Below are 26,236 nucleotides of genomic sequence, written 5' to 3' on the forward strand. Positions count from 1 at the left end.
GAAGGCCTCCGTGCGTGCGCGTCGTCGCGGAACGACGACGGGAGCTTCGCGCGGAAGCGGCGCGCGGCGGCCGGACGGCCGCCGCGGTCGCGGGGATCGGCGGGGTGTTACGCGAAGCGCGGACAATCGATGCGTTCAGCATAGGACGTCCGGCCCGCGCGTGCATGATCGCGATCAAGGGTCGCGCGGGCCCCTGCCCGCGCCGCTTACGACTTCGTCGGCACCGATGCCGCCGGGCGGTTCGCGTAGAACAGTGCATACGCGATGCCGAGCAGCACGATCCACACTGGCCCGATCACGAGGGCGACGCGCGTGTCGGGCGTGAACGCCATCAGCACGACGACCAGCACGAGAAAACCGAGGGCGACGAACGAACCGAGCGGATAGAACGGCACGCGGATCGGCAGGCGCGCGATCTTGTCGGCCGACAGCGTGCGGCGAAAGCGCATCTGTGCGATCAGGATCACGCACCACGTCCAGATCGCGCCGAACGTCGACACCGACGTGAGCCACGTGAACACGTGCTGCGGCGCGAGATAGTTGAGCAGCACGCCGATCAGCAGCAGCGCGACCGAGACGATCACGCCGTACACCGGCACGCCGTTGCGGTTGACCTTGCCAAGCTTGCCCGGCGCCTGGCCCTGCTGCGCGAGGTTGTAGAGCATCCGCGCGGTGCTGAACAGGCCGCTGTTGCACGACGACAGCGCCGCGGTCAGCACGACGAAGTTGATGATGCCGGCGGCAGCCGGGATGCCAAGCCGCGAGAACGTCATCACGAACGGGCTGCCCTGCGTGCCGATCTGATCCCACGGATAGAGCGACATGATCACGAACAGCGCGCCGATGTAGAAAATCAGCACGCGCCAGAACACCGAGTTCACGGCCTTCGTCAGCGACTTCTCCGGGTTGCGCGCCTCGCCTGCCGTGAGACCGAGCATCTCGACGCCGAGATACGCGAACATCACGATCGGCAGCGCGGCGATCACGCCGTTGATGCCGTTCGGCATGAAACCGCCGTGCGCCCACAGGTTCGACAGGCCGATCGCGACACTGCCGTTGCCGATGCCGAACGCGATCATCAACCCGCCGCCGATGATCATCAGCACGATCGTGACGATCTTGATCAGCGCGAACCAGAACTCGAATTCACCGTACAGCTTGACCGCGATGAAGTTCACCGAGCCCATCGCCATGAGCGCCGCGAGCGCCCAGATCCAGTTCGGCACGGAGGGGAACCACATGTGCATGTAGACGCCGACCGCGGTGATTTCCGCCATGCAGGTGACGATCCACACGAACCAGTAGGTCCAGCCGGTCAGGTAGCCGGCCAGCGGCCCGAGGTAGTCGCGCGCGTAGCGGCTGAATGCGCCGGCGACGGGATTGGCGATCGCCATCTCGCCGAGTGCGCGCATGATCAGGAAAATTGCGATGCCGCCCAGCAGGTAGGTCAGCAGGATGGCCGGGCCGGCGACGCGGATCGCGCTGGCCGAGCCGAGGAACAGGCCGACGCCGATCGTCGCGCCGAGCGCCATCAGGTTGATGTGCCGCTCTTCCAGCCCGCGGTGCAACTGGTCTTCTGGTTGTTTCAAGTCCGTCTCCTGGCAGCCGTGAACGGGCCGCCGTCATTGTCGATATCAATGCGCGACCGTTCATGCCGAACCCGGCATGCCGAAAACGAAATAATCTCCGCTGTCATTTTCCGAATAAGAAATGAAACGGATACTGCGTCAATCCGATGGGAATCGCCGCGGATTATCCGTATCTTCCGGAACAATCCGGAAAACGGATCGGGCCTTTCACGGAATACGCCCGTGCGGCCCGTGTGACGCAGCTGAGCGCGTAACGGACGGCACCGGGATCAATCGCTTTCGGCGCGAACGAACACGCGTCGAATGTGCGCGATCATGCGCACGCAATATGCAGGCGGGATTATATGGAGGATCAGCGTTTTCGCGCCAGTCGATTTTCGTGGAAATCGTAGCGGGCTCCGACTCGCGTGATCGCGACGGCTCATGTCCGTCTGGATCAGTTCGTGGCAAACGCAGGCTCTTAAGGAACCGTTGCGGACTTCACTCATATGACGTTGCCAGACCACCGCACACCGCATCCTTCTGCAGGAGATACTGATCTAGTCCGGGAAAACCAATCCGCTGCCGAACGGAGAATCCGTGTCGTAAATAGAGCGGAAGATTTCGTACCTCGCCAGTCTCAAGGAATACATTCTTGTCTGGCTCGATATCGTGGAGATATGCCAGCGTAGCCCGTAGGAGCGATGCGCCAATTCCGTGACCCTGCATCAACGGAGAAACGCCGATGAATTCAATCCGACTGCAGTCGTGACACGAGAGTTTTGACTCTACGACCCTCCGGAGCAAGTCAATTCTGTGCAAAGATCGCTTGCCACAACCAGATGCGATCTGATGCCCTAGTTCTGCAAGACTGGATGTATTTTCCGTAGTTGAACCCGGCGTAAAATAGCTGGCGGCAACCAGTGCATCCCGCACCCATACACCGAGAACAGGAAGGGAAGCGTCGTGATGATATTGCAGGTAGCTTCTGAGGTAATTCGCCCGGCGGGCATCAAATCCCGGGGTTTGAGCAGACAGGCACCATGCAAGCGTTGGATCACGCAAGAACGCTGCGTCAATCAACTCGATTGATGACTCAAGAAACTGACGGGATAGCGGCACTATTTTCGATTCGGTGCGATACATGATCGAGTCGGCGAACGTTTCTTGCATCGGGAATACGACGACACGTGAGTTGACGTTAGCACGCAATTGAACGTCACAACATCGACCGTCAACTGCGTCCGATGCACCTCACACGTCCACCGACATGACGTGCTGCGACGGGATGAGTAACGGCGGCGCCGGACACTTGCAAACGCACAGATCATCACTCAGCGCTACGCGGCGACCATCTGGCCCGGTCATCGGAACTCGCGGGCCGATGCATTTGATCTTGCCGATCGTCTTGCATACCGGGCAGAACACATCGTCATCCTCATGCGCGATGTGCCTGCCGTCGAGCGCGAACGGCGTAGCCTTGGCTTGGACCGTCCCGGCCACGGTCGTGTGATCGCCGTCGAAAATCATGTATCTCGTCATGATCGTTAGCCGTGTTGTATTTCTCGTCAGGTGTCGTACCCAACTGGCTCTGTTCAAGGACAGGCGGAGCTCATGCCTCTCTCGAACTGGCACTGACTTCCTGCTTACCGCGAGGACGGGCCAATAACCAACCTCCAGACCGAAACTCTACTCACGTCAATACCTCTTCAAAGCCTCTTCGAGTCCTTGACGGTATTTCGCAGGCGCTCCATCATTACCGGTCAATAGCTCTTCAAGTATCACGCGTGCGTCAATTGTCTCAGCATTTACGTGCCCTTCCACCAACCGATCAAACTTCCCATGAGCAGTAAATTTCCGAAAATAGCTAGATTTAATCCCGAAAGCAACATCTGCAAGGAGCATCGGAATCCCCCAAGCTAACGTCAGCAAAGACGTTTGAGGTGTAATCGCATGCTTGAAAATGTTCCCCCGGTCAACACACGAGTCTAGGTTTCCAAGCGCCTCGATGAGCCAGTGTCGCTGCGGCCTTACACTCGCAACCATAATGCGATCAACTATAAAATCTTGAAATCGCAAGTCTTTTTTTATTATTTCAGGGCAAATTTTCTCACTTGCCCGATGAATTGCTCGAACGCTGGACAAGTTCTGTCCCGCAGCCTCGATAAAGCCATTGTCCTGAAGCGCGACACACACTGTACTCAAGACAAACGAATCGCAAACACCTGAAATATTTTTCCTGACGATCGCTTCAATTTCACCAGTCATTCTTCCCCCAACGTCGAATATGCAACGCTACCCGTTCTGTTTCTCACTTGGCGACCAGTGCCAGTTTGTCCTACCCCAAGAACTGCCTTCGATCACCGGCATGGTTTCGCCCGCTTCGAAATAGCGACGGCTTCCGGCCTTAGCTGGTGTATGCCACCACCCCGCTTCCGGGCATGCACTGCCGCCCCGCACACTTTGGCGGGCCGGTTCGCGATTCACGGGCGGCGGAACGATAGTCGGCGGCTCAGGGATCGGCGGCGCATCGGGCAAATCGAAGCGTGCTACCCACTTGCGCGCGTTCTTCACATCCGCGCTCGGAAGGTCGGGAATGTAGGTATGCAGTGCATCAGGCTTGGGATCGCGCAGTGTCCGCAGGACGCTATTCACGAACACGTACGGCTCAGGCAAACCCTCTTCAGGAGCGCCAAGGCGCGGGAAGTCACCCGCACGGATCATCAAGCATGCATTCGCGCGCTCGATGTGAATATCAGGGCGATCCAGTTTTTCTCGAATCACCGCTTCGCCGCCCAAGCGCTCGATGAACAATTCGCCCAGGATCGTGTACCAACTCACTCCTTTGATGAAACCCCATCGAGCAACCTTAGCGCCAGGACGCAGGTAATCATACTGAGCCGTCATTTCTTCGAGAGAATCGCCCTCATACGAGTTTGCCTCGTAATCTGATTTCTGCAGGTGAGCAGTGCTATCAATATCCAATCCACTGAAACGTTCCGCAAGCGCCCATTCCTGCGGCATGTACCGATTATAATTAAATGCAAGTATCGGCGCTAATCCACCGTAACCAGCACGCACAACGAGTTTCCCGCAGATATATCTCAAAAAATCCTCGTACTGCGCAATTCCTTCACTGGTCGCCATCAAGTTCATTGGCACATTGAACTTCAGATACGACAATCCAGATTCCCTCCCTTTCGCCACGCGCAGCAACCCGTTGGGATGAACATAGTCCTGTGCCAGTGCCGACCCCGTGAGCGTCTTGATGCTATATTCAGCCGCAGTGTCTTGATCCGTCGCACTAGACAAAACAACACTCACTTTCAAATGCGGCGGCGAATCGATGATCGCACGGCGAATTTTTTCGATACCCTTGTCGTTCCGCTTCGTAAACTTACCGAGGTCAGTGTCCTTGCCTCCCTTCAGATGCTCACCGAACATTTCGGCGAAGCGGTCGAAGCAGTCGAGGATCGCCTGTCGCACCTCAGGCTGCGAACCACGCTCGAAGAACACCGTACCGATGACACCCGGCAACACACCCATCGAGTTGTCGGCAAGGCGCACGCTCAAATCTTCTTGATAGCGGGAAAGCGCCTGCAACGGCGTCAAGACAGGTTTCGGATCACTCAAAGTCATAATCGGGTCGTCTATTGATCAGTCGGGCATAAATTCAGTCAGTTCGCAGCCAGCGCTGCTACTGCACTCCCACCGCCAAGCACTACGCCAAGCGCCGCAGCCAGGCCCGCGGCAGCTTCCGCGCCAGCCGCGATAATCGCACACAGAGCAGCAAATATCGCAATCAACTCAGGCAACAACAGGATCACGATCGCAACGCCGACCACAATGGCTACCGCTATCGCGGCCCCCTTCAGCATCGTCACGCCGACCTGCGCCCAATCGATATGCGTGAGCACATCCCACGTCATATCGGTCATTTGCACAATTGCCTCCCATCCGGCCTTGAGTTGCGCAGCCGTGTAGCGGAATATTTCGTGCCCTTTCTCGTCAACCCATACCCAAGCGCTATGTGCCTTGTCAGCGACCCACTGACCCGCCGTAAACATCCACGCCGCATGCTGATGCAGGAACGCACTGGTTTCAGCAGACACGTATGAATATCCACGATGAACAGCATCCCAGACAGGGGCGACCGCATGTTCGACCTCTTCGCCGAACTCGTGCGCCTTTTGCCACCAGTCCTCATACCAGACATGGTGCGGGACAGCGGGAACACTGCGGATGGGTACAGTCTGCCGCTCCTTCTCATCGTTGGTTTTCGGTGCGGGAACGGGCGCGGGCTTGGGGATCTTTTGTAGTTCACCGTTGCAATCGGTCACGTCGATCACGGTCATGCGATTCTTGTAGTCACCAGCGATCAGCTTATAGGCTTCTTGCTGAGCCTCACCCAAAGAGTCCCCCGGAAACTTTACTTCGACAAGCCGCAACAAATTCGGAACATGGCGGCCGCCCTCGCGATCAATCGTCCCACGCCCCGGCCAAAGAATCGCTTCCTTATCAACAATGATTACATCAGGACGTCGTAGCAGGCCGACAGTTGCCCCCGGTGGAAATGGATTCAAACTGCGGCGACGTTCCGCCCCGTAGGGGTTCTCGTTACTTAGGAACGGAATAGGAATACCACCGATCATTGCATCTGCCGGTGTCATATCGAAGCTGACTTCGGCCTTGTACTTAAATATCCACTTCCACTTGAACTCTTCCTCGATGATCATCGGCACACTCATCGCGGACTGCATGAGCAACCGGTGAACGATCGATCCATCGCGCAACTTGACGGGAACGTATTCCGCCGTTTTCAGTGCTTTCTCGACCTTTTCCTGCAAATATCCCTTGGTTCCCGGCGGCAAATATGCGTACTCAGGTACGCGCTCTTTGATCGTCTCGCACGCGCCTGCCGGTTGAAGTGATCCGCCCATTTTGTTCTCCAAGTATCGTCGGCACTCACGTGCGCTCGTCAGGGTCAACCTTCAGGTAATCGGCCCAAATATCAGGCTCTCCACCACCTGCATACTTCCACGGCTCGACATCCTGCTTTTCTTGCTCGAACGCCTTGAGGCTCACACTCTGTGCACTCGGCGTAAAAACCGGCACTGTCTCGCCTAGATCGTTCGTATGGCCGAGCACGGTTCGTCCCGATGGCAGTTTCATTTCGTAGGCGTGTCGAATCATCGGCGTGCCGTCGTTCTCGCTTTTGAGGACGTATTGCGCCTGATACGACGGTTTGAACTGCGGCATCGCGTATGACTGGCTGGCCGGCCCCGCGAAGCTGAATGACGCGCCCTTGAAGTCAACATTGCCCGGTGCGTGTATCGAGACGTTGCCGCCTTTGATGCGGATCGTCGCACCGCCGCAGTACAGGACTAGCTCCTGATCGGCTGCGATTTCCATCCGGCCGGCCACCGACAACAGTTTCACAAGCTGCTGCGCGATCATTTCAAGATCGCCGTCCTGCGCCTGTATTTCGACCTTGCCCTTGCCAGCTACGGCTTTGATGCCTTGATTACGCGCAAACAGGCTCAGGTGATCAATCGCGGCCGCGTGCATCGATCCGCCCGCCGCGAAATATGAATCCTGGCCGCTGATCCAGTTCGCCTGTTGGTCGGCGCTCGCGTGAAGCGACTGATGCGTAGACAGACCGATACCGGCCGGACTGCCGAGCAGCAACAGCGGTGCAGCGAACGCGTTGGCGTTACCTGTGCCACCGCCCGCTGTACGTCCGCCAGTTGCTTCGCCGGATGCCGACTGCTTCGTTGCGTCGGTGAACGTCGTCAGCGCATCGACACCGAGTTTCAGGCTCTCGGCCTGATGCTGTTCACTTGCGTCCGAAATACTGCCGAGCAGGTCTTTTGAGCGTGTAAGCTGTTCACGCGCTTCGTCAACATCGAGTTGATCACTGTCACGCGACACGGGATGGGCGCTGATCGACACGCCCCGGCTGCCGCGCACAGATGCGTAATGGTCGGCGTGCAACAGCAATCCCGAACCGAGATATCGCCCGCGCGTATTGCCGCTCTGCTGAATCAGGTATCCCTGCGCGATCGATGCGTAGCTGCTGCCCGTATAGCTGACGAGCCGCGTACCGCTTTGATTTGTGGCGTCATCGTGGACGAACGAATTGAACGCGCCCGTGCCACCGAACCCCTGCGACTGGAATCCCGACAGCAGCACATTCGAATGCCATTGCGAAGGCGTCGTGCCGCCGTTGACGCGCCCCAAAATGAACGGCTTGTCGCAATCGTTTGCCCAGTAGGCGATTAAAACCCATTCACCGGCCCGTGGCACGTGCACCGAGCCGTAGCCGTTGCCCGTATCCGCCTGCATGGTCGATAGCAGCGGCGACGATGCGAACGTGCCGTCCGGGTTCTTGCGGTCCCATGCGAAATGCACACGTACCTGGTTCCGCTCGTTCGTCCACGCTTCCGATCCTTGCTGCGTCACGACGATCGCATGCTCGATGGTCATGTTCGGCTTGGAATGCGCGAGCGGGCTGCGATATTCGACGCTCGCCTCTTGCGCCTCAACCTCGATGACGAAAAATCCCGCTGTTCCGTCTTGCGGGTGCTCCGGCGTCTTGAATCGCGCCCCGTGTGCTGCCTGCTGCTCGGCCAGCGTCGCGCGCAGACTGCGCGGATATTCCGTCGCCAGTTGACCAATCGACACGTTATTTTCGATGAACCATCGCGCCTCAACGACGAGAAATTCCCGCTTCTTGGGATCGCTATCGGGATGACGCGGATGATTGTCCAACGTGAATCGCGATCCGGCATCGAGCCATCGCAGACCACCAACACCGAAATAGCGACGCGCACGCGAATCCCACTCTTCAACACGACGCCGCGCACGCCCCTCGCCGCTGTTCGAATCGGGGTAGCCGTACGCCGTCGGCTGATAGATCGTCATCGGTGCAACGGGGATGCTGCGTGATTCCGACTGCCGCCCGCCGTCCATTTCGTAGGTCGTGGATTGCAGGGCGCTTTCCGTCTGGAAATGGGATGTCGGGTGCTTATAGTCGAACGCACGCGACATATAACGCAGGCTCTGCATGGTCTGCATGACCGCCCACTGCGTGAACCCGTCCGCCTCGTGATCAGTATTGCCGCGATAATATTCGGCCAGTTTCGCTTCCGGCAGCGACGATACGCGGTCCACGATAACGAGCGTCGTTTTCGGCGGCTCACCCTCTTTCGTCGGTTCGTGGACCCAACGGAAATACATGCCTTCATCTTCGAGAAGGCGGTACACGAAATGAAGATCGGATTCGCTCTGCCGGCACCATGAGCGCACCGCAGGTTCGCGCGTCAGATCGAACCGGAACCGCCCCTGCAGCTGCGGATAGCGGTTGAACACGTCGGAAATGATTTCGCGCGCGTCCTTTTCGAGCCACCCTTCATCGTTGCGGGTCTTGCTCAGAAAAATCAGCGCGGATGAAAATTCAAGTTGGTACGTTGATACGCTACCGTCACCACCCAAATATCCAACCTGATGCACGAAACCGTGCACGGGTCGATAAACCGAATCTGCGTATAGCGCCGTACGCTGTTGAATCCACAGGGTGACGGGCTGATGCATCAGCGACAGCAGCGCCGTATCGTCGCGCAGCGACGCGACATCTACAGTCCAGTGATAGTCACCGCCAATCCCGGACGATCCGCGCGCCCGCAACGGGGTCAACGCGTTCTTGCCGAGTGGTGTATCCAGCATCAACAGCCGGTCGCGCTGCAACAAACCGCGATGAACGGCCTCGTACAGGTCGCGATTCTTCAGGTCCCCGATTACGGGTGGTCTGAGTGCCATTCTTGTCGTCCTTCTCTCAGGTTCGAGCTACCGTCAGAGAAGCAACACACAGACGGTCAGCCGGCGGCGACGAAAGGTCGCTCTCGCGCGATTGTAGCTAAAGTCTGAGGAATATTTACCGACTCGACAAACGTTTCCGCAGAGCCGCCGAAAGCGGCGCGCGCACCGCATGCGTCGCGCGACCGGCCGGGGTCATCGCCGATTGTTACCAAGTGTGCCGAAGAAGGTGGGGACTCCCCCGCTCAGGGGCGCGAACACTATTGAGCCGGATCGATATCCAGCGCTACCGCGATTCGTTCGACATTGTCGCCCGATACGTTTCCGCGCCCGCCAATCTGACGGATAAAATTCCGATCCAGACCGGCGGCGAAACCAAGATCTTCTTGAAATGGCGCCCATGCAACTGACTGAACGCGAATGTTATACGCCGACAAATCCCGTAACGAGATGAGTTTGGTTTTCGGATTGAGGCCTCTGAGCGCCCCGGGGCAGACGACTACCTACCCGAAATTGGGTGTGCTATTGGGAGTTTTCGTCACGCACTGCCTCTCCGGGCGTTACTTCGACAGCGTCGCGCGCACCGTATATTCGCCTTCGAGCGCCCCGTGTTCCGGCCGCACGAAATAACGCGACGCGTCGAGATCGGCCGGCATCGGCTCGACCGGGTAGCCGTGCTTTTCCCACGCATCGAGGCCGCCCTTCAGCGCGCGGATGTTGTGGATCATCTTCTTGCGCTGCATCTTCGCGATCAGGCGCTTGGCCGTGGCCTCGTTCGGGCACACGCAATAGACGACGATCGGCCGTTTCAGCAATTCGGGGTCGAGCAGGTCCGGCGAATCGAGATCGACCGGCACCGCGCCGGCGATCCGGTACGGTTCGCGCTCGCGAATCGCCTTCGGCCGCGCGTCGAAAATCAGCGGCGGTTCGTCCGACGTCATCATCTCGACGAGCTGCGGTGGCGAAATGCGCACCTGCGCGAGATAACGGCGGAACTGCACGCGACGCACCCAGCGGTACAGCAGGAACGTGAGGAAGATCGCGAGGAACGCGTCGAGGATCGTGCCGCCGCTCGCGCGCACCCACAGCACGAACTGGACGATCTGGTCGTGAATGGCCGCACCGCCGACCAGCCAGAACGCGGCCCACAGCGACGCGCCGGCCAGATCCCAGAACAGGAACACGCCGACACCGATCGCGGTCGTGCCGAGCAGCGGCGCCGACACGAGGCCGAGCCCCGGCAGGAACTTGGACAGCACGAGCAGCGGCGCGCCGTACCTTTCGAATACGTTACGCGCGAAACGCAGCGTGGTGTCGAGCGACAGCGAGAAGCGCACGAGGCCGTTCAGCAGGCGCCGGCCGCGCGTGCGGCCCATGAAGAACCACAGCGAATCGGCCAGCATCGTCGCGCCGATCGCCGCCGCGAACATGCTGACCCAGGATGCCTGCCCCATTGCCGCCATCGTGCCGCCGAGAATCAGCATCGGCACGGCCGGCACCGGCACGCCGAGCTGCGTGATCAACACGCTCGCGAACACGGCCCACGGGCCGAGCGACGATGGAATAGCGATGGGAAAGTGCCACACGGCGGCGCTCCTGGAAGACATGCGGCCGCGCGACGAGGGCCGTCGGACCGGCTGGGCAGCGGCCGCCGCGGCACGTCCGCAGCCAACCAGTGCATGACGGGCATTCTAAACGGGTTTGGCCGCGATCGCGCGGAACCCGCGCCTTCGGCGCGGGCTTCAGGAGGCTGCCGGCACCGCCGTCGCGCTCATGCGTCCGGGCGCTGCGCAAGCCGCGCGACGTGTTCCGCGTAGTCGGGAAACGCGGCGGCCAGCGCGACTGCGTCGGCCAGTTCGAATTCCGCGAACTCGAAACCCGGCGCCACCGTGCAGCCGACGAGCGCGACGTGCTCCGGCGCCGCGCAGCGCGCGCCGAACCAGCTCCCGGCCCGCACGACCGCCTGGAACACGGTGCCCGGATGCGTGAGCGGGTTGCCCAGCCGGTGGATCGTCAACCCGTCGCGCTCGTCGAGCACCCATACCTCGATCGGATCGCCCGCATAGAAATGCCAGACTTCGTCGGAACGGATTCGATGCCACGACGAGTAAGCGCCGTCGCACAACAGGTAATAGATCGCCGTCGACGCGGCGCGCGGCGCGCCGTCGGCGGGACGCACGACCGAATCGGTCGCACGGTAGGTTTCGCGGAAATAGCCGCCCTCGGGGTGCGGCTGCAGGTCGAACTGGCGAATCAGGTCGGTAGCGGAAATCGGCATGGCGGATGACGTCGGTAAGGTAAGGAACCGGACACCCGGCGCACCGGATCGCTTCGCCCGTCGCGAACGCGACCGCATGCCGCCGGATGCCGCTGGGTCGAACGCCGCGGCCATGCGCGCGGCGAACAAGCGGACACCGGCCGATGCTGCCAGAACTGCGCATCGGGATGCAACCATGGGCACGCGATTGCGCCCATGGGGCGCATCGGGTGTACCGCCCTCGCCCGGCCGGTGCGACGGTAACGGCCGTCGCGTTCACACGCCGAGCGTCGGACGGCGCGTCGTGCGTTTCCGTTTCGTCAGGCCGTCATCCGGCGAATCCGCGCGACAGCCGCCGCCCGCGGCCGCCCATGCGTCGGCGCCGCGCCCGCGTACGTCACGCAGCCGACGGCGCGCCCGGCTCGCTGTGCCGCACCAGCAGCACGGGCCGGTCGGCCGCGCGCAGCAGCGATTCGGCGACGCTGCCGAGCAGCAGCCTGCGCAGGCCGTGCCGCCCGCTCGTGCCCATCACGATCAGGTCGGCATCGGTTTCGGCCGCCGTGCGCATCAGCACGGTGGCGACATCCTCGCCGTAGGCGTCGAGCGCGCGCACGGTGCCCGGCACGTGCTCCTGGGCGAGCACCGCTTTCGCAGCGTCGAGCACCGGTGTCGCGGCATCGGTCGCGGCCGCATCGCCATCGCGCTCGGCCGCGAAACCCGCATCGACGTCGACGAGCTGCGGCCGGTGCTCGACGACATACGCGCAGGTGACTTCACCGCCCGACGCCGCCGCGATCCGGATCGCCTCGTTCAGCGCGAGACGCGCGCTCGGGCTGCCGTCGAGCCCGACGAAAATCCGCTTGTACATGGTCCGTCCCTCCGACCGGGCACGCCTCGCGCGTCGCGCGACGGCGGCCCGTTATCGCCACCCGGCCCGGTGCCGGCTGGCCTGCCGAACAGTCTGCCCCACGTGCCGACGCGCCCGTTGATGCGCGTCAAGTGCGGCCGGCGCACCCGCTGCTTCACGCCGTTTGCCGCAATTTCTAGTGACCCCATTACAAAAAACGTGTAAATCGCGCACAATTTCATCTTGAAATTAGACGTTGCGTGCAGCCGGTGCGAGTTTTGCCCGGTTTTGCTGCGCTGCCCCCGTGCCACGGGGCGGCCCCCGACAACAGAATGGCCATCGAATGACCGCCAGTGGAACCCCGACGCGTGACGCCCGAGGGCCCAAGCGCCTCCAGATCATGTTACGCCAGCCGCTCGCGGCCGGCGTCGTTGCGCTGTGCGCCGGCGCGGCGCTGTCGCTCGGCGTCGCGCTGCTCGTGCGCGAGCAGTGGCAAGGCGCCGTCCATACGCGTTTCGAACGCCGCACGTCGCACGTGACGGCCATGCTCCGCCACGAGCTGCAGTCCGGCGTTGCCGTGCTCGCAGGCGCGCGCGGCGCGTTCAGCCTCGTCCCGGACATGACGCCCGAGCAGTGGCGCCGGTACGTGGACACGCTCGACCTCGACAGCGGCCGCTCGCCGGTTCGCCAGATCGGCTATGCGCCGCTGCCGCCCGCGACCCGCACCGCACTCGCCGGCACGAACCCGATGCCGGCCGGCACGCTCGCGACCGCGGTGCTCAGCGCGCCGGCGTCGAATTCGCCCGTCGTGCGCTTCGGCGCCTCCGACGCGGCACCGCTCGCGCGCGCGCTGCAGACCGGCGACATCGCGCTCGGCGTCCACCCGGCCGACGACGACACATCCCGCGACGCCCGCACCTTCACGCTGTTCGTGCCGGTCGCCGCGTCGCCGCATGCGGCCGCCCCGCCGTCCGGCACGCGCGAAGCCTCCGCCGACGGGGTGCTGTTCGCGGCGTTGAGCCCGCGTCGCCTGATCGAGCGCGCGCTCGACGCGGAACGCGGAATCGACGTGTCGATGACCGCCGGCGGCGACCGGCGTGCGATCGTCAGCGTCGAAACGACGACCGACGAGGCGTCGGCATCGCCCGACCTGATGCGGCGCACCGACGAGCTGAACTTCGGCGGCACCGTGCTGGCGCTCGCCTATTCCGCGGACGGCCGCCCGAGCGCAACCGGCGCGCAACGCGCGGCCGGCACCGTGCTCGCCGCCGGGCTGATCGCGTCGATCGCGTTCGCGATGCTCGTCCACGCACTGCTGCGCCGCACCGGTGCCGCCGATTCCGGTGCGAGCAGCCGCGGCATCCTCAACGAGGCGCGGATGATGGGCATCATCCGTTCGTCGATGGAAGCGATCATCACGATCGACGAGAAGCAGACGGTCGTGATCTTCAATCCGATGGCCGAGCAGGTGTTCGGCGTGTCCGCGATGGAAGCGATCGGCGCGCCGCTGTCGCGCTTCATCCCCGAACGGTTCCGCGCCGCGCACGCGAAGCACGTCGACCAGTTCGGCGTGACGGGCGTGTCCGAACGTCAGATGGGCCGCCAGCGGGTGCTGTTCGGGCTGCGCGCCAACGGCGAGGAGTTCCCGATCGAGGCATCGATCTCGCAGATCCGCGACGCGTCGGGCAAGCTCTACACGGTCATGCTGCGCGACATCACCGAGCGGCTGCGCGCGGAGAATGCGCTGAAGCTGTCGCGCGAGGAATTGCGCGAACTGTCGGCGAACCTGCAGAACGTGCGCGAAGAGGAAAAGACCCGCATCGCGCGCGAACTGCATGACGACCTCGGCCAGCAGCTCACCGCGCTGAAGATGGATCTGTCGGTGGTCGAACAGCAACTGCGCATGCCCGGCCGCGCGCTGCCCGACGCGGGCGTGCTGTCGCACCTGCAGGGCATGCGGCGGCTGATCGATGCGACGGTCGCATCGGTGCGGCGCATCGCGGCCGACCTGCGGCCCGTGATGCTCGACGATCTCGGCCTCGTGCCGGCGATCGAATGGCTCGCGAACGATTTCACGAACCGCTACGGGATCGACGTCGAGCGGCACATCGAAACGGGTGGCCTCACGTTCACCAGCGCGGGCGCGACCACGTTGTTCCGGATCGTCCAGGAAGCGCTGACGAACGTCGCGCGCCATGCGGATGCGACGCGCGTCGCGCTGCGGCTGGACGTGGAGGAAGGCTTCTGCGTGTTGCGCGTCGCGGACAACGGCCGCGGCTCGGCACCCGGCGGCCCGGCCCACGAAGACAAATCGTTCGGCCTGATCGGCATTCGCGAACGCGCCCACATGCTGGGCGGCACCGTGACGATCGACACCGCGCTCGCGCGCGGTTTCTCGATCACCGTCGCACTCCCGCTCAGCACCGTACAACAGGAAACGCTCATCACATGATCAAGGTGCTCATCGCCGACGACCATACGCTCGTACGCGACGGTCTGCGGCACATCCTCCAGAACGCCACCGGGTTCGAAGTGGCGGGCGAAGCCTGCGACGGCCCGTCAACGATCGCGCTCGTGCGCGCCACGCCCGCCCAGGTGCTCGTGCTCGACCTGTCGATGCCGGGCCGCAACGGCGTCGAACTGATCAAGCAGATCAAGGACGAGAAGCCCGCGCTGCGCGTGCTCGTGCTGACCATGCACGCGGAGCAGCAGTACGCGGTGCGCGCGTTCCGTGCCGGCGCGTCGGGGTATCTGACGAAGGAAAGCGCGAGCGCCGAGCTGGTCGGCGCGGTCACGAAGGTGGCGTCGGGCGGCGTCTACGTGAGCCTCGCGATGGCCGAGCAGTTCGCGCAGAGCCTGAACGAGCCGGCCGAGACGTTGCCGCACCAGCGGCTGTCCGATCGCGAATTCGACGTGTTCCGGCGGATCGCGGCGGGCCAGACGCTGACCGAGATCGCCAACGCGCTGTGCGTGAGCGCGAAGACGGTCAGCACGTACAAGACACGGATCCTGGAAAAGATGCAGATGCCGCACGAAGCGGCGCTGGTGCGCTACGCGATGCGGCACAAGCTGCTCGACGAAACGGACGACGTCTAGCGACGTCTGGCAGCGGATGGCGTGCGCCGGCCGCGCGCCGTGCGCCCGGCCGCGGGCGGCTCACCACGCCTACTTCGCGGGCACCGGGCACGCGAGATCGCCTTCCTCGCACGACAGATAGCCCTTCAGCGTTTCGGTGCGCGCTTTCGTCAGATCGTCGAGGCAGGTCGACACGACCATCGGATACGCGCTGCCGCCCTCGGCGTTCGCGCTGGAGAAGCTGCATTCGGCATCGCGGTACGCGATCCACGCACGCTGCGCGTTCACGAGCTTGTCGGCGAGCGGCCGCGCATCGCGCAGGCGCGCGGTGACGGCCTGGTAGATCCGGTTCAGTTCCCCGTCGGATTTCCTGTACGCGCGATCGGCGCACGCCGTCATCGCCGCCTGGTCCGTCGCGTCGGCACAATTCGCCTGCGCATGGGCGACGTTCGCCGCCAGCGCCAGTGCGCACAGCAAACCGGTCAAGACACGCATGGATGCTCCTTGTTGTTCGTTGAAGTCGTGGAACCCGGTGCCGGGCCTGTCGCGCTGTCGCGCATCGGCCGCCGTGCGGCGGCGATACCGATCGCGATGCTAGCGCACGCGCGCCGGCTTGTCAGCCGGCATCGCAGCGCCCGCGACGGCTTGCATATCGGCCCCGCGCACCTACACTGGAAAATCGATACGCCGCTTCAGGCCCGCGCTATCGCATCCATCCCGTCTCCGCTTCCGCGCATTCCTCAGCGCATTTCGCGTTCGCATCGCCGAGCGGGGTGACGACTCGTCAGTCAGGTTCCTCCACCCGGCCCAACGTGCTTTCGCCGTCGCTCCCTGGAGGGAATCATGAGCTATCACCTGGAAGGCCGTCTGCTCGAGGTCTGCAACTGTCGCGTACTCTGCCCGTGCTGGATCGGCGAGGACCCGGATTTCGGCGTCTGCGACACGATCGTCGCATGGCATGTCGACAAGGGCACCGTCGACGGCGTCGACGTGAGCGGCAACACGATCGCCGCCGTGTGCCGCGTGCCGGGCAACATCCTGCAAGGCAACTGGACGGCCGCGATCTACGTCAGCGACACGGCATCCGACGCGCAGGAGCAGGCGCTGCTGAAGGTCTACACCGGCCAGGCCGGCGGCCCGATCGCCGAACTCGCGAAACTGATCGGCACGGTCGTGTCGATCGAACGCGCCCCCATCGCCTTCAACGTCGAAGGGGCACGCGGCACACTGTCGATCGGCACCGACTACCACGCGGAACTCGAGCCGTATCTCGGCCCGAGCGGCGCGCAGACGACGCTGACCGACACCGTATTCTCGACGGTACCCGGCGCACCGGTGTTCGTCGGCAAGGCGCCGGTCTACCGGTCGAAGAACGCGGCGATCGGCATCGACGTCGATCTGAAGAATCACAACGCGCTGCAGAGCACGTTCCTGTTCGACGCGTGAAGCGCGATCGCACGCCCACGGTCATGGCTGCTTCGCTGCATCGGCGCCTGTTTCCGCTCGTGCTCGCGAGTCTCGTCGCGTTCGCGTGGCTCACGCTGTGGGCATGGACGCGCAGCCCGTACGGGCGCTACCTCGACCACGGCGACAGCGCATTGTCCGCACCGTTCAGCGCGCTGTGCCGCGCGCTGCCGGGCGGCACGCTGTGGTTGCCGGCCGCGTTCGACGCGGCCGGCTGGACGCTGATGATCCTCGCGATGATGCTGCCGACGACGTTGTCGCTGTTCGATGCGTTCGCCCGCGTCGTCGCGAGCCGCCCCGACCAGACGCGCCTGCTCGCGCTCGTCGGCATCGGCTACGTCGCCACGTGGAGCGGTTTCGGCCTCGTCGCGCACGGCCTGCACGGGCTGGTGCTGGCAGGTGTCGCGCGCGTGCCGGCGCTCGCGTGGCACGGCTGGCTGATCGGCGCGGCCGTCTTCGCGCTCGCGGGCGCGTTCCAGTTCAGCGGACTGAAGACGCACTGTCTCGATCGTTGCCGCACGCCGTTCAGTTTCGTGATCAGCCGCTGGCGTGGCCGCACGCCGATGCGTCACGCGTTTGCGCTCGGCGTCAGCCACGGGCTCTTTTGCGTCGGCTGCTGCTGGGCGCTGATGCTGCTGATGTTCGTCGTCGGCGCCGGCAGTCTCGGCTGGATGCTGGCGCTCGCCGCGTTGATGGCACTCGAGAAGAATGCGGCCTGGGGCCAGGCACTCACCGCGCCGCTTGGCGCCGCGTTGTTCGGTGCGGCCGTGCTGATCGTTGCCAGCCACGCGTGAGGCCGCGATGCGACCGCTTGCCTCCACGTTCGCGCTGCATGTCAGGCCGGGCATGCGCGTCGCCGCGCTGACGTCGATCGCGATGCTCGCGTTCGCGTCGAATTCGCTGCTGTGCCGGCTCGCGCTGCAGGCCGGACGAATCGACGCGGCCAGCTTCGGCAGCCTGCGTCTCGTATCCGGCGCGCTGATGCTCGCGATCGTCGCGCGCGCGGGGGCGCGGCGGCCCGCCCCGCCTGCGGACTGGCCCGCCGCGGCGATGCTGTTCGTGTACGTCGCGTGCTTCTCGTTTGCGTATCTGACCGTCAGCGCGGCCACCGGCGCGCTGATCCTGTTCGGCGCGGTGCAACTGACGATGTTTGCGGCGGGATGGCACGCCGGCGAACGGTTTGCCGCGACCGGCTGGGCCGGGTTCGGCGCGGCGCTCGGCGGACTGGTGTATCTCGTGTCGCCCGGGCTCGCCGCGCCGACGCCGCGCGGCGCCGCGCTGATGACGGCCGCGGGCATCGCATGGGGAATCTATTCGGTACGCGGCCGTCGGCCCGTCGATCCGGTCGCGGCAACCGCAGGCAATTTCCTGCGCGCCGCGCCGCTGGCGCTCGCGCTGAGCGTCGCACTCGCCGCCCGCTTTCACGTCACGCCGGCCGGCGCCGTACTCGCCGTGCTTTCCGGCGCGCTGACCTCGGGCCTCGGCTATGTGCTCTGGTACGCCGCGCTGCGGCACCTCACGGCGATGCGCGCCGCGGCGGTCCAGCTCTCCGTTCCCCCCATCGCTGCATGCGGCGCCGTGCTGTTCCTGTCGGAACAGCCGACCTGGCGGCTCGCGCTCGCATCGGCCGCGATCCTCGGCGGTGTCGCGACCGTGCTCGCGACCCGGGCGCGCCAGGCGGGCAGCCGCCGCTGATGCGCATCGGGCGCAACGCGCTCGCGCCCGACCCGACGAATCAGGCAGCCAAAATGCAAAACCCGCACACGGACACCGTGCGCGGGTTTCGGAAGAGACGGCAAGCGCCGGGCGCCCTTGCGGGCGCTGCCAGGCTTAGTGGCCGAAGTACACCGACGAACGGTCGGCGGCGGTCGGCACGAGCACGCGCTGACCCGACTGCGACGTCCCGACGGGGTTCGAGCCGTAGCCCGTTGCATCGGCTTGCGCGCCGGTGTTCTGTGCGGCGGCGATCTTTGCCTGCGCGGCCTGGATGTTTTCCGGGTAATTGATCCAGTCGTTCGGGTTGTAACCGGCCTTTTCGAGCTGGACCAGCTCGGCGCGCACTTGCGCGCGCGTCAGCGGCTGCTGGCTCTGGGCGAACGAAACGACCGGTGCGGCCACCAGGGCGGCCAGTGCAACTGCCTTGATCAGCGATTTCATGATGCGTTACCTCCAGGATTGTTTTGTCAGGCGCTTCGGACTCGGGGTCGTTGCGCATGAGTAGAAGTCTAGGAGGCGGCCCTATCAGGGTAAATACTTAAATCACGAATTCACTGTTGACGGAAAACATACAATCGTCGCGGAATTCATTGAATCGTCAGACGATTATCGGCGTTCGCGCACAGAATGCCGCGATACGGTACCCGGCGTGCCCCGCCGGGCATCAGCGCCCCGACGACGCCATCAGCCGGTCGAACAGCAGCGCCTTGAGGCGAATCAGGTCGTCGGCGCCGGTCTCGCCGAACGCCGCGTGATGCAGCGTCAGCGCGGGCGCCGCCGGGTCGGCATGGACGGCCCGCACCGTGCCGTCGAGCGCCAGCAGCTCGACCCGGCCGCCCGTCGCGTACGGCAGCAGCACGCGCAAGGGCTCGCCGATGGCGGCAATCGGCCGGTCGACGGCAATCGACAGCCCGCTCACGCTGATGTCGTGCACCATCCCGATGCCTTCCGCGCCCTCCGCTCCGCCTGCGCAGCAGGCGGCGATCCGCACCGGCACGCGCGGCTCCGCGCGTGTGCGCAGGCGGTCGACGAAACCCGGCGGCGACAGGACCAGAAACCGCGCGCCGCCGGCCTCGTGCACCGATTCCACCGTCGCACCGAAACGCGACACTGCGGCGCGGCCGATGGCCACCGCCTCGATGTCGTCGCCACTCGCGAAGTCGAACGCGGCCGCCGGCTGCGGCTCGACGAACAGCGCACCCGAGGCGGCAATGCCGATCAGCCGGTAGCGCTGCAACCCGCGAGTCGTGCCGACCCGGCGGCGGATGCCGATCGCGGCGCCCGCCGACAACCCCATTCGCGTGGCATGCGGCACCGCGTCGGGCACGCGCGGCGCGGTTTCGGTTTCGGCTACGGCTTCGGTGTCGTCGCGCCGGCGTACCGGCCGGAAATGGTCGAACAGGAATGCATGCTGCGCGGCATCGCGCAGCGTCGTGCCCGCCGGCAGCAGCGCGGCGCCGTCGGCATCGTAGAGATCGAAGGCGAGCGGAACACCGGCGGCGAGATCGTCGCGCGCGAGCGCGACGTAGTCGGAAGATAGCCTCATCGGAGAGGCGCGGAGCGACCGCGCGAGCTGTCGTGACACCATGATTACGGCAGCCGCGCGCGAAATCTGAACGGCTCCGTTACTGCGACGCGCCGCTCGCGTCGGGAGCGGCCGGCACGGGCGGCTGGGCCGGTGCAGCCGAAGGGGCGGCGGCCGGCGCAGCACCGAGGCCCGAACTGCCCCCGCCTGGCATGCTCGCACCCGCTGGCGGCTGAGCAGGCTGCGGTTGCGAAGCGCCGGCCGACAGCGCGGCAGCCGACGCGGCCACTTCGGACGCCGGTACCCATTCCTCGACGATGCCACCCGATGCCGCCTCCGGCGCGGAGGCGGCCGAGGCGGTCGATTCCGCGCCGGTGTCAGCCTCGGGCGCGCGCTCCACCCGCTGCGTCCTGACCGGCGCGGGCGCCTTCTCAGGCTTGGGCGGGAACCATGTGTCGAACAGGTCCGTCACGCGCTCGCGCAGCGACGCGAACCAGCCCGGCGACGGCTCGGTATCGAATTTCGCCTTCGTGTCGACGATCCGGGCGCGCTGCGCACGCTGGAAGAAATCGCCGACGATCGGCAGCGCGCTGTGCGCGCCCTGCCCCCAGTAATCGCTGCGCAACGTCACGCGGCCGTCGTCGAAACCGACCCACGCGCCGGCAACGAGGCCGGGCTGCATCAGGATGAACCAGCCGTCCGCGTTGTCCTGCGTCGTGCCCGTCTTGCCGGCCACGTCGCCGCGAATCCCAAAGCGCGTGCGGATGCTGCCGCCCGTGCCCCGCGTCACGACGTCGCGCATCACACTGAGCAGCGTCTTGTCGGTCTCGGCGTCGAGCGCGCGCTCGGGTGGCGCCGGCGCGTATTCGGCGAGCACGTCGCCCTGGCGGTTCTCGATGCGCGTCACCATCTGCGGTTCGACATACAGCCCGCCGTTCGCGACCGTCGCGTACGACGCGACCATCTCCTTCAGCGTGACCGGGCTCGTGCCGAGCGCGAGCGACGGCACGCGTTCGAGCGGGCTTTCCCGCACGCCCATGTCGCGCGCGAGCCTGGCGACGGAGGCCGGCCCGACCTTCTCCATCACCTGCGCGGTGATCCGGTTGCGCGACAGCGCGACCGCGTCGCGCAACGTCATCGGCTTGCCCGTCGGCGGCACGTCGTCGTTTGGCCGCCAGATCTCGCCGCCCTTCAACGGGATCTCGACCGGCTGGTCGATGAACGTGTCGTCCGGTTTCATCCCGTTCGCGAACGCGACGCCATAGACGAACGGCTTGAACGTCGAGCCCGGCTGGCGCCGCGCCTGCGCGACGTGGTCGAACGGCTCGCTGGTGAAGTCGCGGCTGCCGACCCACGCGCGGATCTGCCCGTTGCGCGGGTCGATCGCGAGGAAACCGGCCTGCACGTCGGTCTTGGTCTTGCACAGCGCACGCATGAAACCGCGGTCGGCCGCGAGCAGCTTCATCGCGGCCGCGTCGTCCTTGCCGGCGTCCTGCGCGGCCTTGTACTCGGGCGACTCGCGCATGAAGGTGCGGAATACCTCGTTGTCGGTGCCGCAGCCGTCGCGGCCGCTCCACGCGTTGTTCGCGATGCCCTGCAACTGGTTGCCCTGCAGCGTGAGCGCCTGCGTCGCCATCTGCTGCAGCCGCGAGTCGATCGTCGTGCGCACGATCAGCCCGTCCGCGTAGATGTTGTAGTCGTTGCGGTCGGCCCACGCGATCAGCCATTTGCGGAGTTGCTGCGCGAAATGCGGCGCCGGCCCGGGCGGCTCCTTCTGGCGCTCGAAATCGATCCGCAACGGCCGGCGCTGCAATTGCGCGAACTGCGCGGGCGACAGCTTGCCGTACTTCACCATCTGGCCGAGCACCGTATTGCGCCGCTGCAGCGCGCGCTCGGGGTTCAGCACCGGGTTGTAGTAGCTGTTGCCCTTCAGCATCCCGACGAGCGTCGCGCTGTCGAGCACGTCGAGCTCGTCGGCGGACTTGTCGAAATAGGTGCGCGCGGCCATCTCGACGCCGTACGCGTTGTACAGGAACGGCACCGTGTTCAGGTAGGTCTCGAGGATCTGGTCCTTGCTGTAGACGGCCTCGATCTTCAGCGCGGTGATCGCCTCCTTCACCTTGCGCGTGAGCGTCGGCGCGCGGCCGATTTCGTCCGGATACAGGTTGCGCGCGAGCTGCTGCGTGATCGTCGAGCCGCCCTGGCGGCTGCCCGAGAACGTATGGAGCGCGGCCGATGCCGTGCGCTTCCAGTCGAGGCCGTGGTGCTCGTAGAAGCGGTGATCCTCGGTCGCGATCAGTGCGTCGACCATGTGCGGCGAAATCTGCTTGAGCGGCACCCATTCCCGGTTCGACGGCTTGAATTCGGCCAGCAGCTTGCCGTCGGCGGACAGCACCTGCGCGGGCTGGTCGACACGCGCCTTGCGGATGTCGCCGATGCCCGGCGTAAACGGGATGAGCACGACCACGTACACCACGAACAGCGCCGGCACGGCGGCGCCCGCGAGCAGCACGCCGCGGCGCGTCGGATGACGCAGGTGGTGCCACGCAACGGCGGCGAGAGGCTTGACCCGCGCGACGGCGGCAGCCGCGACGGGTTGGGCGCGCGCGACCCATCTGGCACAGAAGTCACGCACTGACGACACGTTTCGGCGATTCACGCGGGTGGAGCTCGGCTGAAAAGGGTGCATCGTACCAAACTCGCGCGGCCCGCCGAACCGCGACGGCGTCGCGCCCGCCTGCACGGGCGGCCGGGCGCCGGTTCACACGCAAAAAAGGCGCGCGCTCCCTCACGGGAACGACGCGCCAAGCCTGGTACGACAAACGGGAAGCCGCGCAACGCGCGGCCGATCGGCGCGGCGACTCAGCGCACGAGAAAACCGTAGGTCAGCGGATCGCGCTCGTCGACGATCCAGTTCGCGAACCCGCAGATATGCGCGCTGCCTTCCACTTCCGGAATCACGGCCGGCATCCCGCCGACCGTCGTTTCGCGCAGCACGCGCCCCTTGAAGACCGTGCCGACGATCGATTCGTTGACGAGCGTGTCGCCGGCCGCGAGCAACCCGCGCTGGTAGAGCTGCGCGACCCGGCCGCCGGTGCCGGAGCCCGTCGGCGAGCGGTCGACCTCGCGATCCGCGAACACGCAGCAGTTCGCCTGCGTCGAGCCCGGATGGCGCGGCGCGTTCGCGATGATCGTGCCGTAGATGTGGTTGATTTCCGGAATCTCCGGATGCACGACCGGGTATTTCGCGTTCGCGGCGGCCTTCACTTCAGCGCCGAAGCGGATCAGCCTTTCCACCGCCGCTTCGCGCACCGGCAGGTCGAACGGCGCGCCGTCGACGTAGAAATAGAACGCGCCGCCGTACGCGATGTCGCCGGTCACGGTGCCGAACGACGGCGTCTCGACCGACACGTCGCGTTGCCAGATGAACGACGGCACGTTGACGAAGCGCACCGGCCCCGCATGCTCGCCGTCCCACTTCACGAAAGCCTCGATGAAGCCGCACGGCGCGTCGATGCCGACCCGCGTTTCCGGCACCGTGCGCTGCACCCAGCCGAGCTCGACGGCGGCGGTCGACAGCGCGATCACGCCGTGTCCGCAATGGTCGCTGTAGCCTTCGTTGTGCACGAAGATCACGCCGAAATCGGCAGTCGGCGACACCGGCTCGGTGAGGTAGCCGCCGTACATGTCGGCGTGGCCGCGCGGTTCGAACATCAGCGCGCGGCGGATCTCGTCGGCGTTCTCCTTGAGCCACGCGCGGCGCTGGACGATCGTGTCGCCCGGCAGTCTCGGCAGCCCGCTCGTGACGATGCGGAACGCTTCGCCGCCCGTATGCACTTCGACGGTGGAAAGGGATCGGGAAATTTTCATGGTCGATCGGATGCGTGGAAACGAAGGACGGCGGTCGCGCCGCCGTCCGGTGACAGGCTTGGTGCGTCGCTTATTTCGCGTACGGCTCCGGCAGGCCGTTGCGGATCACGTAGACGGTCGTCGGCGCGCCCTTCAGGTCGCCGTTCGCGTCGAACGAATAGGTGCCCGCGACGCCCGCGTAGTTCGACTTCGCGAGTTGCGCGATCAGCTTCGCCTTGTCGGTGGTCGTACCGGCCTTGACCATCGCGTCGGCGAGCAGCTTCATCCCGTCGTAGTAGTTCACGCCGTAGACCTGCGTATCGGTGTGATACGTGTCGTGGTACTTCTTCAGGAATTCGCGGCCGGCCGCCGTCTTCTCGAGCGCGACGCCGCCCTGCGCGCAGTAGACGATCGATGCCGCGTCGCCCGCGACCTTGCCCATGTCGGCCGAGCAGATGCCGTCGCCGCCGAGCAGCTTCGCGCGCAGGCCGCGCTGCTTCATCTGCTTGGCCATCGGCGCACCCTGCGCCGCATAGCCGCCGAGGAAGATCACGTCGGGGTTGCCGGCCTTGATCTTGGTGAGGATGCCGAGGAAATCGGTGGCCGACGAGTTCGTGAATTCCTGGTCGACGATCCTGATCCCGTTCGCCTTCGCGACGTTCATGAACTGTTCGGCGACGCCCTGCCCGTACGCGGTGCGATCGTCGATCACGGCGGCGGTTTTCGCGTTCAGCGTCTTCGCGGCGAACGTGGCCATCGTGCCGCCGAGCTGCTCGTCGCTCGCGCCGATCCGGAAGATGTTCTTGAAGCCCTGTTTGGTCAGCGCCGGGTTCGATGCGACCGGCAGCATCGGCACGCCGGCATTCGAGTACACGCGCGATGCGGGAATCGCGACGCCCGAGTTGTACGGGCCGAGCACCGCGACGACGCCCTTGTCGACGAGGTTCTGCGCCACCTGCACGCCCGCTTTCGGGTCGGCCTGGTCGTCGTCGGAAACCAGTTTGAACGTGACGGTCTTGCCGGCGACCTTGATGCCGGCCTTGTTGAGTTCGTCGACGGCCAGGCGCGCGCCGTTTTCATTGTCCTTGCCGTTCGCGGCCTGCGGGCCGGTCAGCGGCGCCGAATGGCCGATCATCACGACTTCCTGCGCGTGCGCGGAAGTCAGCGCGCCGGCGGCGATGGCCACCGAAAGCGCGGTAACGAGATGTCGCATGATGTCTCCTGATTGGTTTTGTGTGAAACCAATGTAGGACACGTGTGGTCACCGCGCAAGCAATTTCAAAATAAAGTGTTCGATTCTGGTCATTTTTCAGACCAGAACGATTTCGGCGCGGTCACTTCGGCGCGATGTCGCGCCGCACGCGGCGGATGTGCTGTTCGACATAGAACGCCGCCGCATCGGCGTCGCCCGACACGATCGCCTCGTAGATCAGCCGATGCTCGGACACGTAGAGCCGGATCCGGCCCGCGTCGTAGATGCCGTCGTCCTTCAGCCGCTTCCACAGCGGCTGATCCATCGTCTTCGCGACTTCGTCCGCGATCTTCACGATCAGCGCGTCGCCCGTCATCAACGCGAGTTGCCGGTGGAACAACCGGTCGCTCTCGTTCCACAGGGCCCGCTGATGCGGATCGTCGACGTCGGTAATGGTTTCCATCTGCGCCAGATAGCGTTCGGCGCCGGGGTCGGCCCGGCCGTGCGCGGCCGCGAGGCGCGCGATCGCCGGCTCGAGGATCAAGCGCACGTCGAGCGTCGACGTCGGGCTGAAATCGGCTTCGGACGCCTCGTGCGTGTCGCCGCGCTGCGCGAGCACGTCGAGCGGCGCCGCGACGACGTAGGTGCCCGAATTGCGCTTCGTGAACACGAGCCCTTCGTTCTGCAGCGCGCCGAGCGCTTCGCGTACGGCCGGCCGGCCGACCTGGAACAGCCCCGCGAGCTCGCGCTCGGACGGCAGCCGCGACTCGGCGGCGTAGCGCCCCGCGCGGATCTCGTCGCGGATCTTCTCGGCCACCTGCTCGTAGATCTGCAGCGGCTTGAAACCGCCTTCGAGTGAGTCGGGACGCGCGGACATCATCGTGTAGCTCCTGCCCGGTCGAGGGCGTGAATCTGGAATGGGTTCGCA

At 64.8% G+C, this 26,236-nt stretch carries 23 protein-coding genes; 6 read left to right on the forward strand and 17 right to left on the reverse strand.

Annotated features, from left to right (window positions below):
- Window positions 1-206 precede the first annotated feature (206 nt).
- The 7 genes from ABIC51_RS06585 to ABIC51_RS06615 all read right to left on the reverse strand — a co-directional run bounded on the left by ABIC51_RS06585 (window position 207) and on the right by ABIC51_RS06615 (window position 9,386).
- Complete coding sequence (locus ABIC51_RS06585; RefSeq protein WP_175897971.1) at window positions 207-1,589, reverse strand: amino acid permease; 1,383 nt, start codon at window positions 1,587-1,589, stop codon at window positions 207-209.
- Window positions 1,590-2,069: 480 nt separating this feature from the next.
- The gene (locus tag ABIC51_RS06590; protein WP_175897972.1) at window positions 2,070-2,741 is read right to left on the reverse strand and encodes a GNAT family N-acetyltransferase; all 672 of its coding nucleotides are present in this window, start codon (window positions 2,739-2,741) and stop codon (window positions 2,070-2,072) included.
- Between the two features lie 81 nt (window positions 2,742-2,822).
- Entirely contained in the window at window positions 2,823-3,110 is a 288-nt protein-coding gene (locus tag ABIC51_RS06595; protein ID WP_124838434.1) for a PAAR domain-containing protein, read from the reverse strand.
- Window positions 3,111-3,266: 156 nt separating this feature from the next.
- Entirely contained in the window at window positions 3,267-3,836 is a 570-nt protein-coding gene (locus ABIC51_RS06600) for a hypothetical protein (RefSeq protein ID WP_175860912.1), read from the reverse strand.
- A 27-nt stretch (window positions 3,837-3,863) separates the two neighbouring features.
- Complete coding sequence (locus ABIC51_RS06605; RefSeq protein WP_146253194.1) at window positions 3,864-5,207, reverse strand: type VI immunity family protein; 1,344 nt, start codon at window positions 5,205-5,207, stop codon at window positions 3,864-3,866.
- Window positions 5,208-5,245: 38 nt separating this feature from the next.
- A complete protein-coding gene (locus ABIC51_RS06610; protein ID WP_027791563.1) occupies window positions 5,246-6,508 on the reverse strand; it encodes a VRR-NUC domain-containing protein in 1,263 nt (420 codons plus the stop codon).
- A 25-nt stretch (window positions 6,509-6,533) separates the two neighbouring features.
- Window positions 6,534-9,386 (reverse strand): type VI secretion system Vgr family protein, encoded by a 2,853-nt coding sequence (locus ABIC51_RS06615; RefSeq protein WP_175897973.1) that lies wholly within the window; start codon window positions 9,384-9,386, stop codon window positions 6,534-6,536.
- 260 nt (window positions 9,387-9,646) lie between these two features.
- Between ABIC51_RS06615 and ABIC51_RS06620 the strand changes: the two genes are divergently transcribed.
- Window positions 9,647-9,793 carry a hypothetical protein gene (locus ABIC51_RS06620; RefSeq protein ID WP_155253148.1) on the forward strand — a complete coding sequence of 49 codons (147 nt, stop codon included), beginning with the start codon at window positions 9,647-9,649 and terminating at the stop codon, window positions 9,791-9,793.
- 150 nt (window positions 9,794-9,943) lie between these two features.
- On the opposite strand, the gene ABIC51_RS06625 is transcribed toward ABIC51_RS06620, so the two are convergent.
- From ABIC51_RS06625 to ABIC51_RS06635, 3 genes are all read right to left on the reverse strand, one after another.
- On the reverse strand, window positions 9,944-10,969 hold the full coding sequence (locus ABIC51_RS06625) for a DedA family protein/thiosulfate sulfurtransferase GlpE (protein WP_175897974.1): 1,026 nt from the start codon (window positions 10,967-10,969) through the stop codon (window positions 9,944-9,946).
- A gap of 185 nt (window positions 10,970-11,154) precedes the next feature.
- Window positions 11,155-11,661, reverse strand: a complete 507-nt coding sequence (locus tag ABIC51_RS06630) for a cupin domain-containing protein (RefSeq protein ID WP_175897975.1) — start codon at window positions 11,659-11,661, stop codon at window positions 11,155-11,157.
- Between the two features lie 376 nt (window positions 11,662-12,037).
- Complete coding sequence (locus ABIC51_RS06635) at window positions 12,038-12,508, reverse strand: universal stress protein (RefSeq protein WP_021159153.1); 471 nt, start codon at window positions 12,506-12,508, stop codon at window positions 12,038-12,040.
- A gap of 322 nt (window positions 12,509-12,830) precedes the next feature.
- Between ABIC51_RS06635 and ABIC51_RS06640 the strand changes: the two genes are divergently transcribed.
- Complete coding sequence (locus ABIC51_RS06640; RefSeq protein WP_175897976.1) at window positions 12,831-14,939, forward strand: PAS domain-containing sensor histidine kinase; 2,109 nt, start codon at window positions 12,831-12,833, stop codon at window positions 14,937-14,939.
- Window positions 14,936-15,583: a response regulator gene (locus ABIC51_RS06645; protein ID WP_006483707.1), complete on the forward strand. Its 648-nt coding sequence runs from the start codon at window positions 14,936-14,938 to the stop codon at window positions 15,581-15,583. The genes ABIC51_RS06640 and ABIC51_RS06645 overlap by 4 nt, the downstream gene beginning before the upstream one ends.
- Before the next feature lie 69 nt (window positions 15,584-15,652).
- Here ABIC51_RS06645 and ABIC51_RS06650 read toward each other — a convergent pair whose 3' ends face one another.
- A complete protein-coding gene (locus tag ABIC51_RS06650; protein ID WP_021159155.1) occupies window positions 15,653-16,057 on the reverse strand; it encodes a lysozyme inhibitor LprI family protein in 405 nt (134 codons plus the stop codon).
- 348 nt (window positions 16,058-16,405) lie between these two features.
- On the opposite strand from ABIC51_RS06650, the gene ABIC51_RS06655 reads away from it, so the two are divergent.
- Genes ABIC51_RS06655 through ABIC51_RS06665 form a run of 3 tightly spaced genes read left to right on the forward strand, consistent with a single transcriptional unit; the run spans window position 16,406 to window position 18,721 of the window.
- Complete coding sequence (locus tag ABIC51_RS06655) at window positions 16,406-17,008, forward strand: DUF1326 domain-containing protein (protein WP_059683480.1); 603 nt, start codon at window positions 16,406-16,408, stop codon at window positions 17,006-17,008.
- A 23-nt stretch (window positions 17,009-17,031) separates the two neighbouring features.
- Window positions 17,032-17,820 (forward strand): DUF2182 domain-containing protein, encoded by a 789-nt coding sequence (locus ABIC51_RS06660; RefSeq protein WP_175853511.1) that lies wholly within the window; start codon window positions 17,032-17,034, stop codon window positions 17,818-17,820.
- Window positions 17,821-17,827: 7 nt separating this feature from the next.
- The gene (locus ABIC51_RS06665; RefSeq protein ID WP_060085247.1) at window positions 17,828-18,721 is read left to right on the forward strand and encodes a DMT family transporter; all 894 of its coding nucleotides are present in this window, start codon (window positions 17,828-17,830) and stop codon (window positions 18,719-18,721) included.
- Between the two features lie 135 nt (window positions 18,722-18,856).
- On the opposite strand, the gene ABIC51_RS06670 is transcribed toward ABIC51_RS06665, so the two are convergent.
- From ABIC51_RS06670 to ABIC51_RS06695, 6 genes are all read right to left on the reverse strand, one after another.
- Window positions 18,857-19,183, reverse strand: a complete 327-nt coding sequence (locus ABIC51_RS06670; protein WP_027791556.1) for a DUF4148 domain-containing protein — start codon at window positions 19,181-19,183, stop codon at window positions 18,857-18,859.
- A 223-nt stretch (window positions 19,184-19,406) separates the two neighbouring features.
- Window positions 19,407-20,288, reverse strand: a complete 882-nt coding sequence (locus ABIC51_RS06675) for a PilZ domain-containing protein (protein ID WP_027791555.1) — start codon at window positions 20,286-20,288, stop codon at window positions 19,407-19,409.
- 79 nt (window positions 20,289-20,367) lie between these two features.
- Window positions 20,368-22,956: a penicillin-binding protein 1A gene (locus tag ABIC51_RS06680; RefSeq protein WP_175897977.1), complete on the reverse strand. Its 2,589-nt coding sequence runs from the start codon at window positions 22,954-22,956 to the stop codon at window positions 20,368-20,370.
- Window positions 22,957-23,129: 173 nt separating this feature from the next.
- Window positions 23,130-24,137, reverse strand: coding sequence for a trans-3-hydroxy-L-proline dehydratase (gene lhpH, locus ABIC51_RS06685; protein WP_091919674.1), 1,008 nt, complete (start codon window positions 24,135-24,137; stop codon window positions 23,130-23,132).
- Between the two features lie 70 nt (window positions 24,138-24,207).
- Window positions 24,208-25,329, reverse strand: a complete 1,122-nt coding sequence (locus tag ABIC51_RS06690) for a branched-chain amino acid ABC transporter substrate-binding protein (protein WP_124531279.1) — start codon at window positions 25,327-25,329, stop codon at window positions 24,208-24,210.
- A 121-nt stretch (window positions 25,330-25,450) separates the two neighbouring features.
- Window positions 25,451-26,188 (reverse strand): FadR/GntR family transcriptional regulator, encoded by a 738-nt coding sequence (locus ABIC51_RS06695; RefSeq protein ID WP_059683474.1) that lies wholly within the window; start codon window positions 26,186-26,188, stop codon window positions 25,451-25,453.
- Window positions 26,189-26,236 lie beyond the last annotated feature (48 nt).

Origin of the sequence: Burkholderia sp. 572, assembly GCF_040545135.1 — a bacterium.
In the GTDB taxonomy this organism is placed as follows: domain Bacteria; phylum Pseudomonadota; class Gammaproteobacteria; order Burkholderiales; family Burkholderiaceae; genus Burkholderia; species Burkholderia cepacia.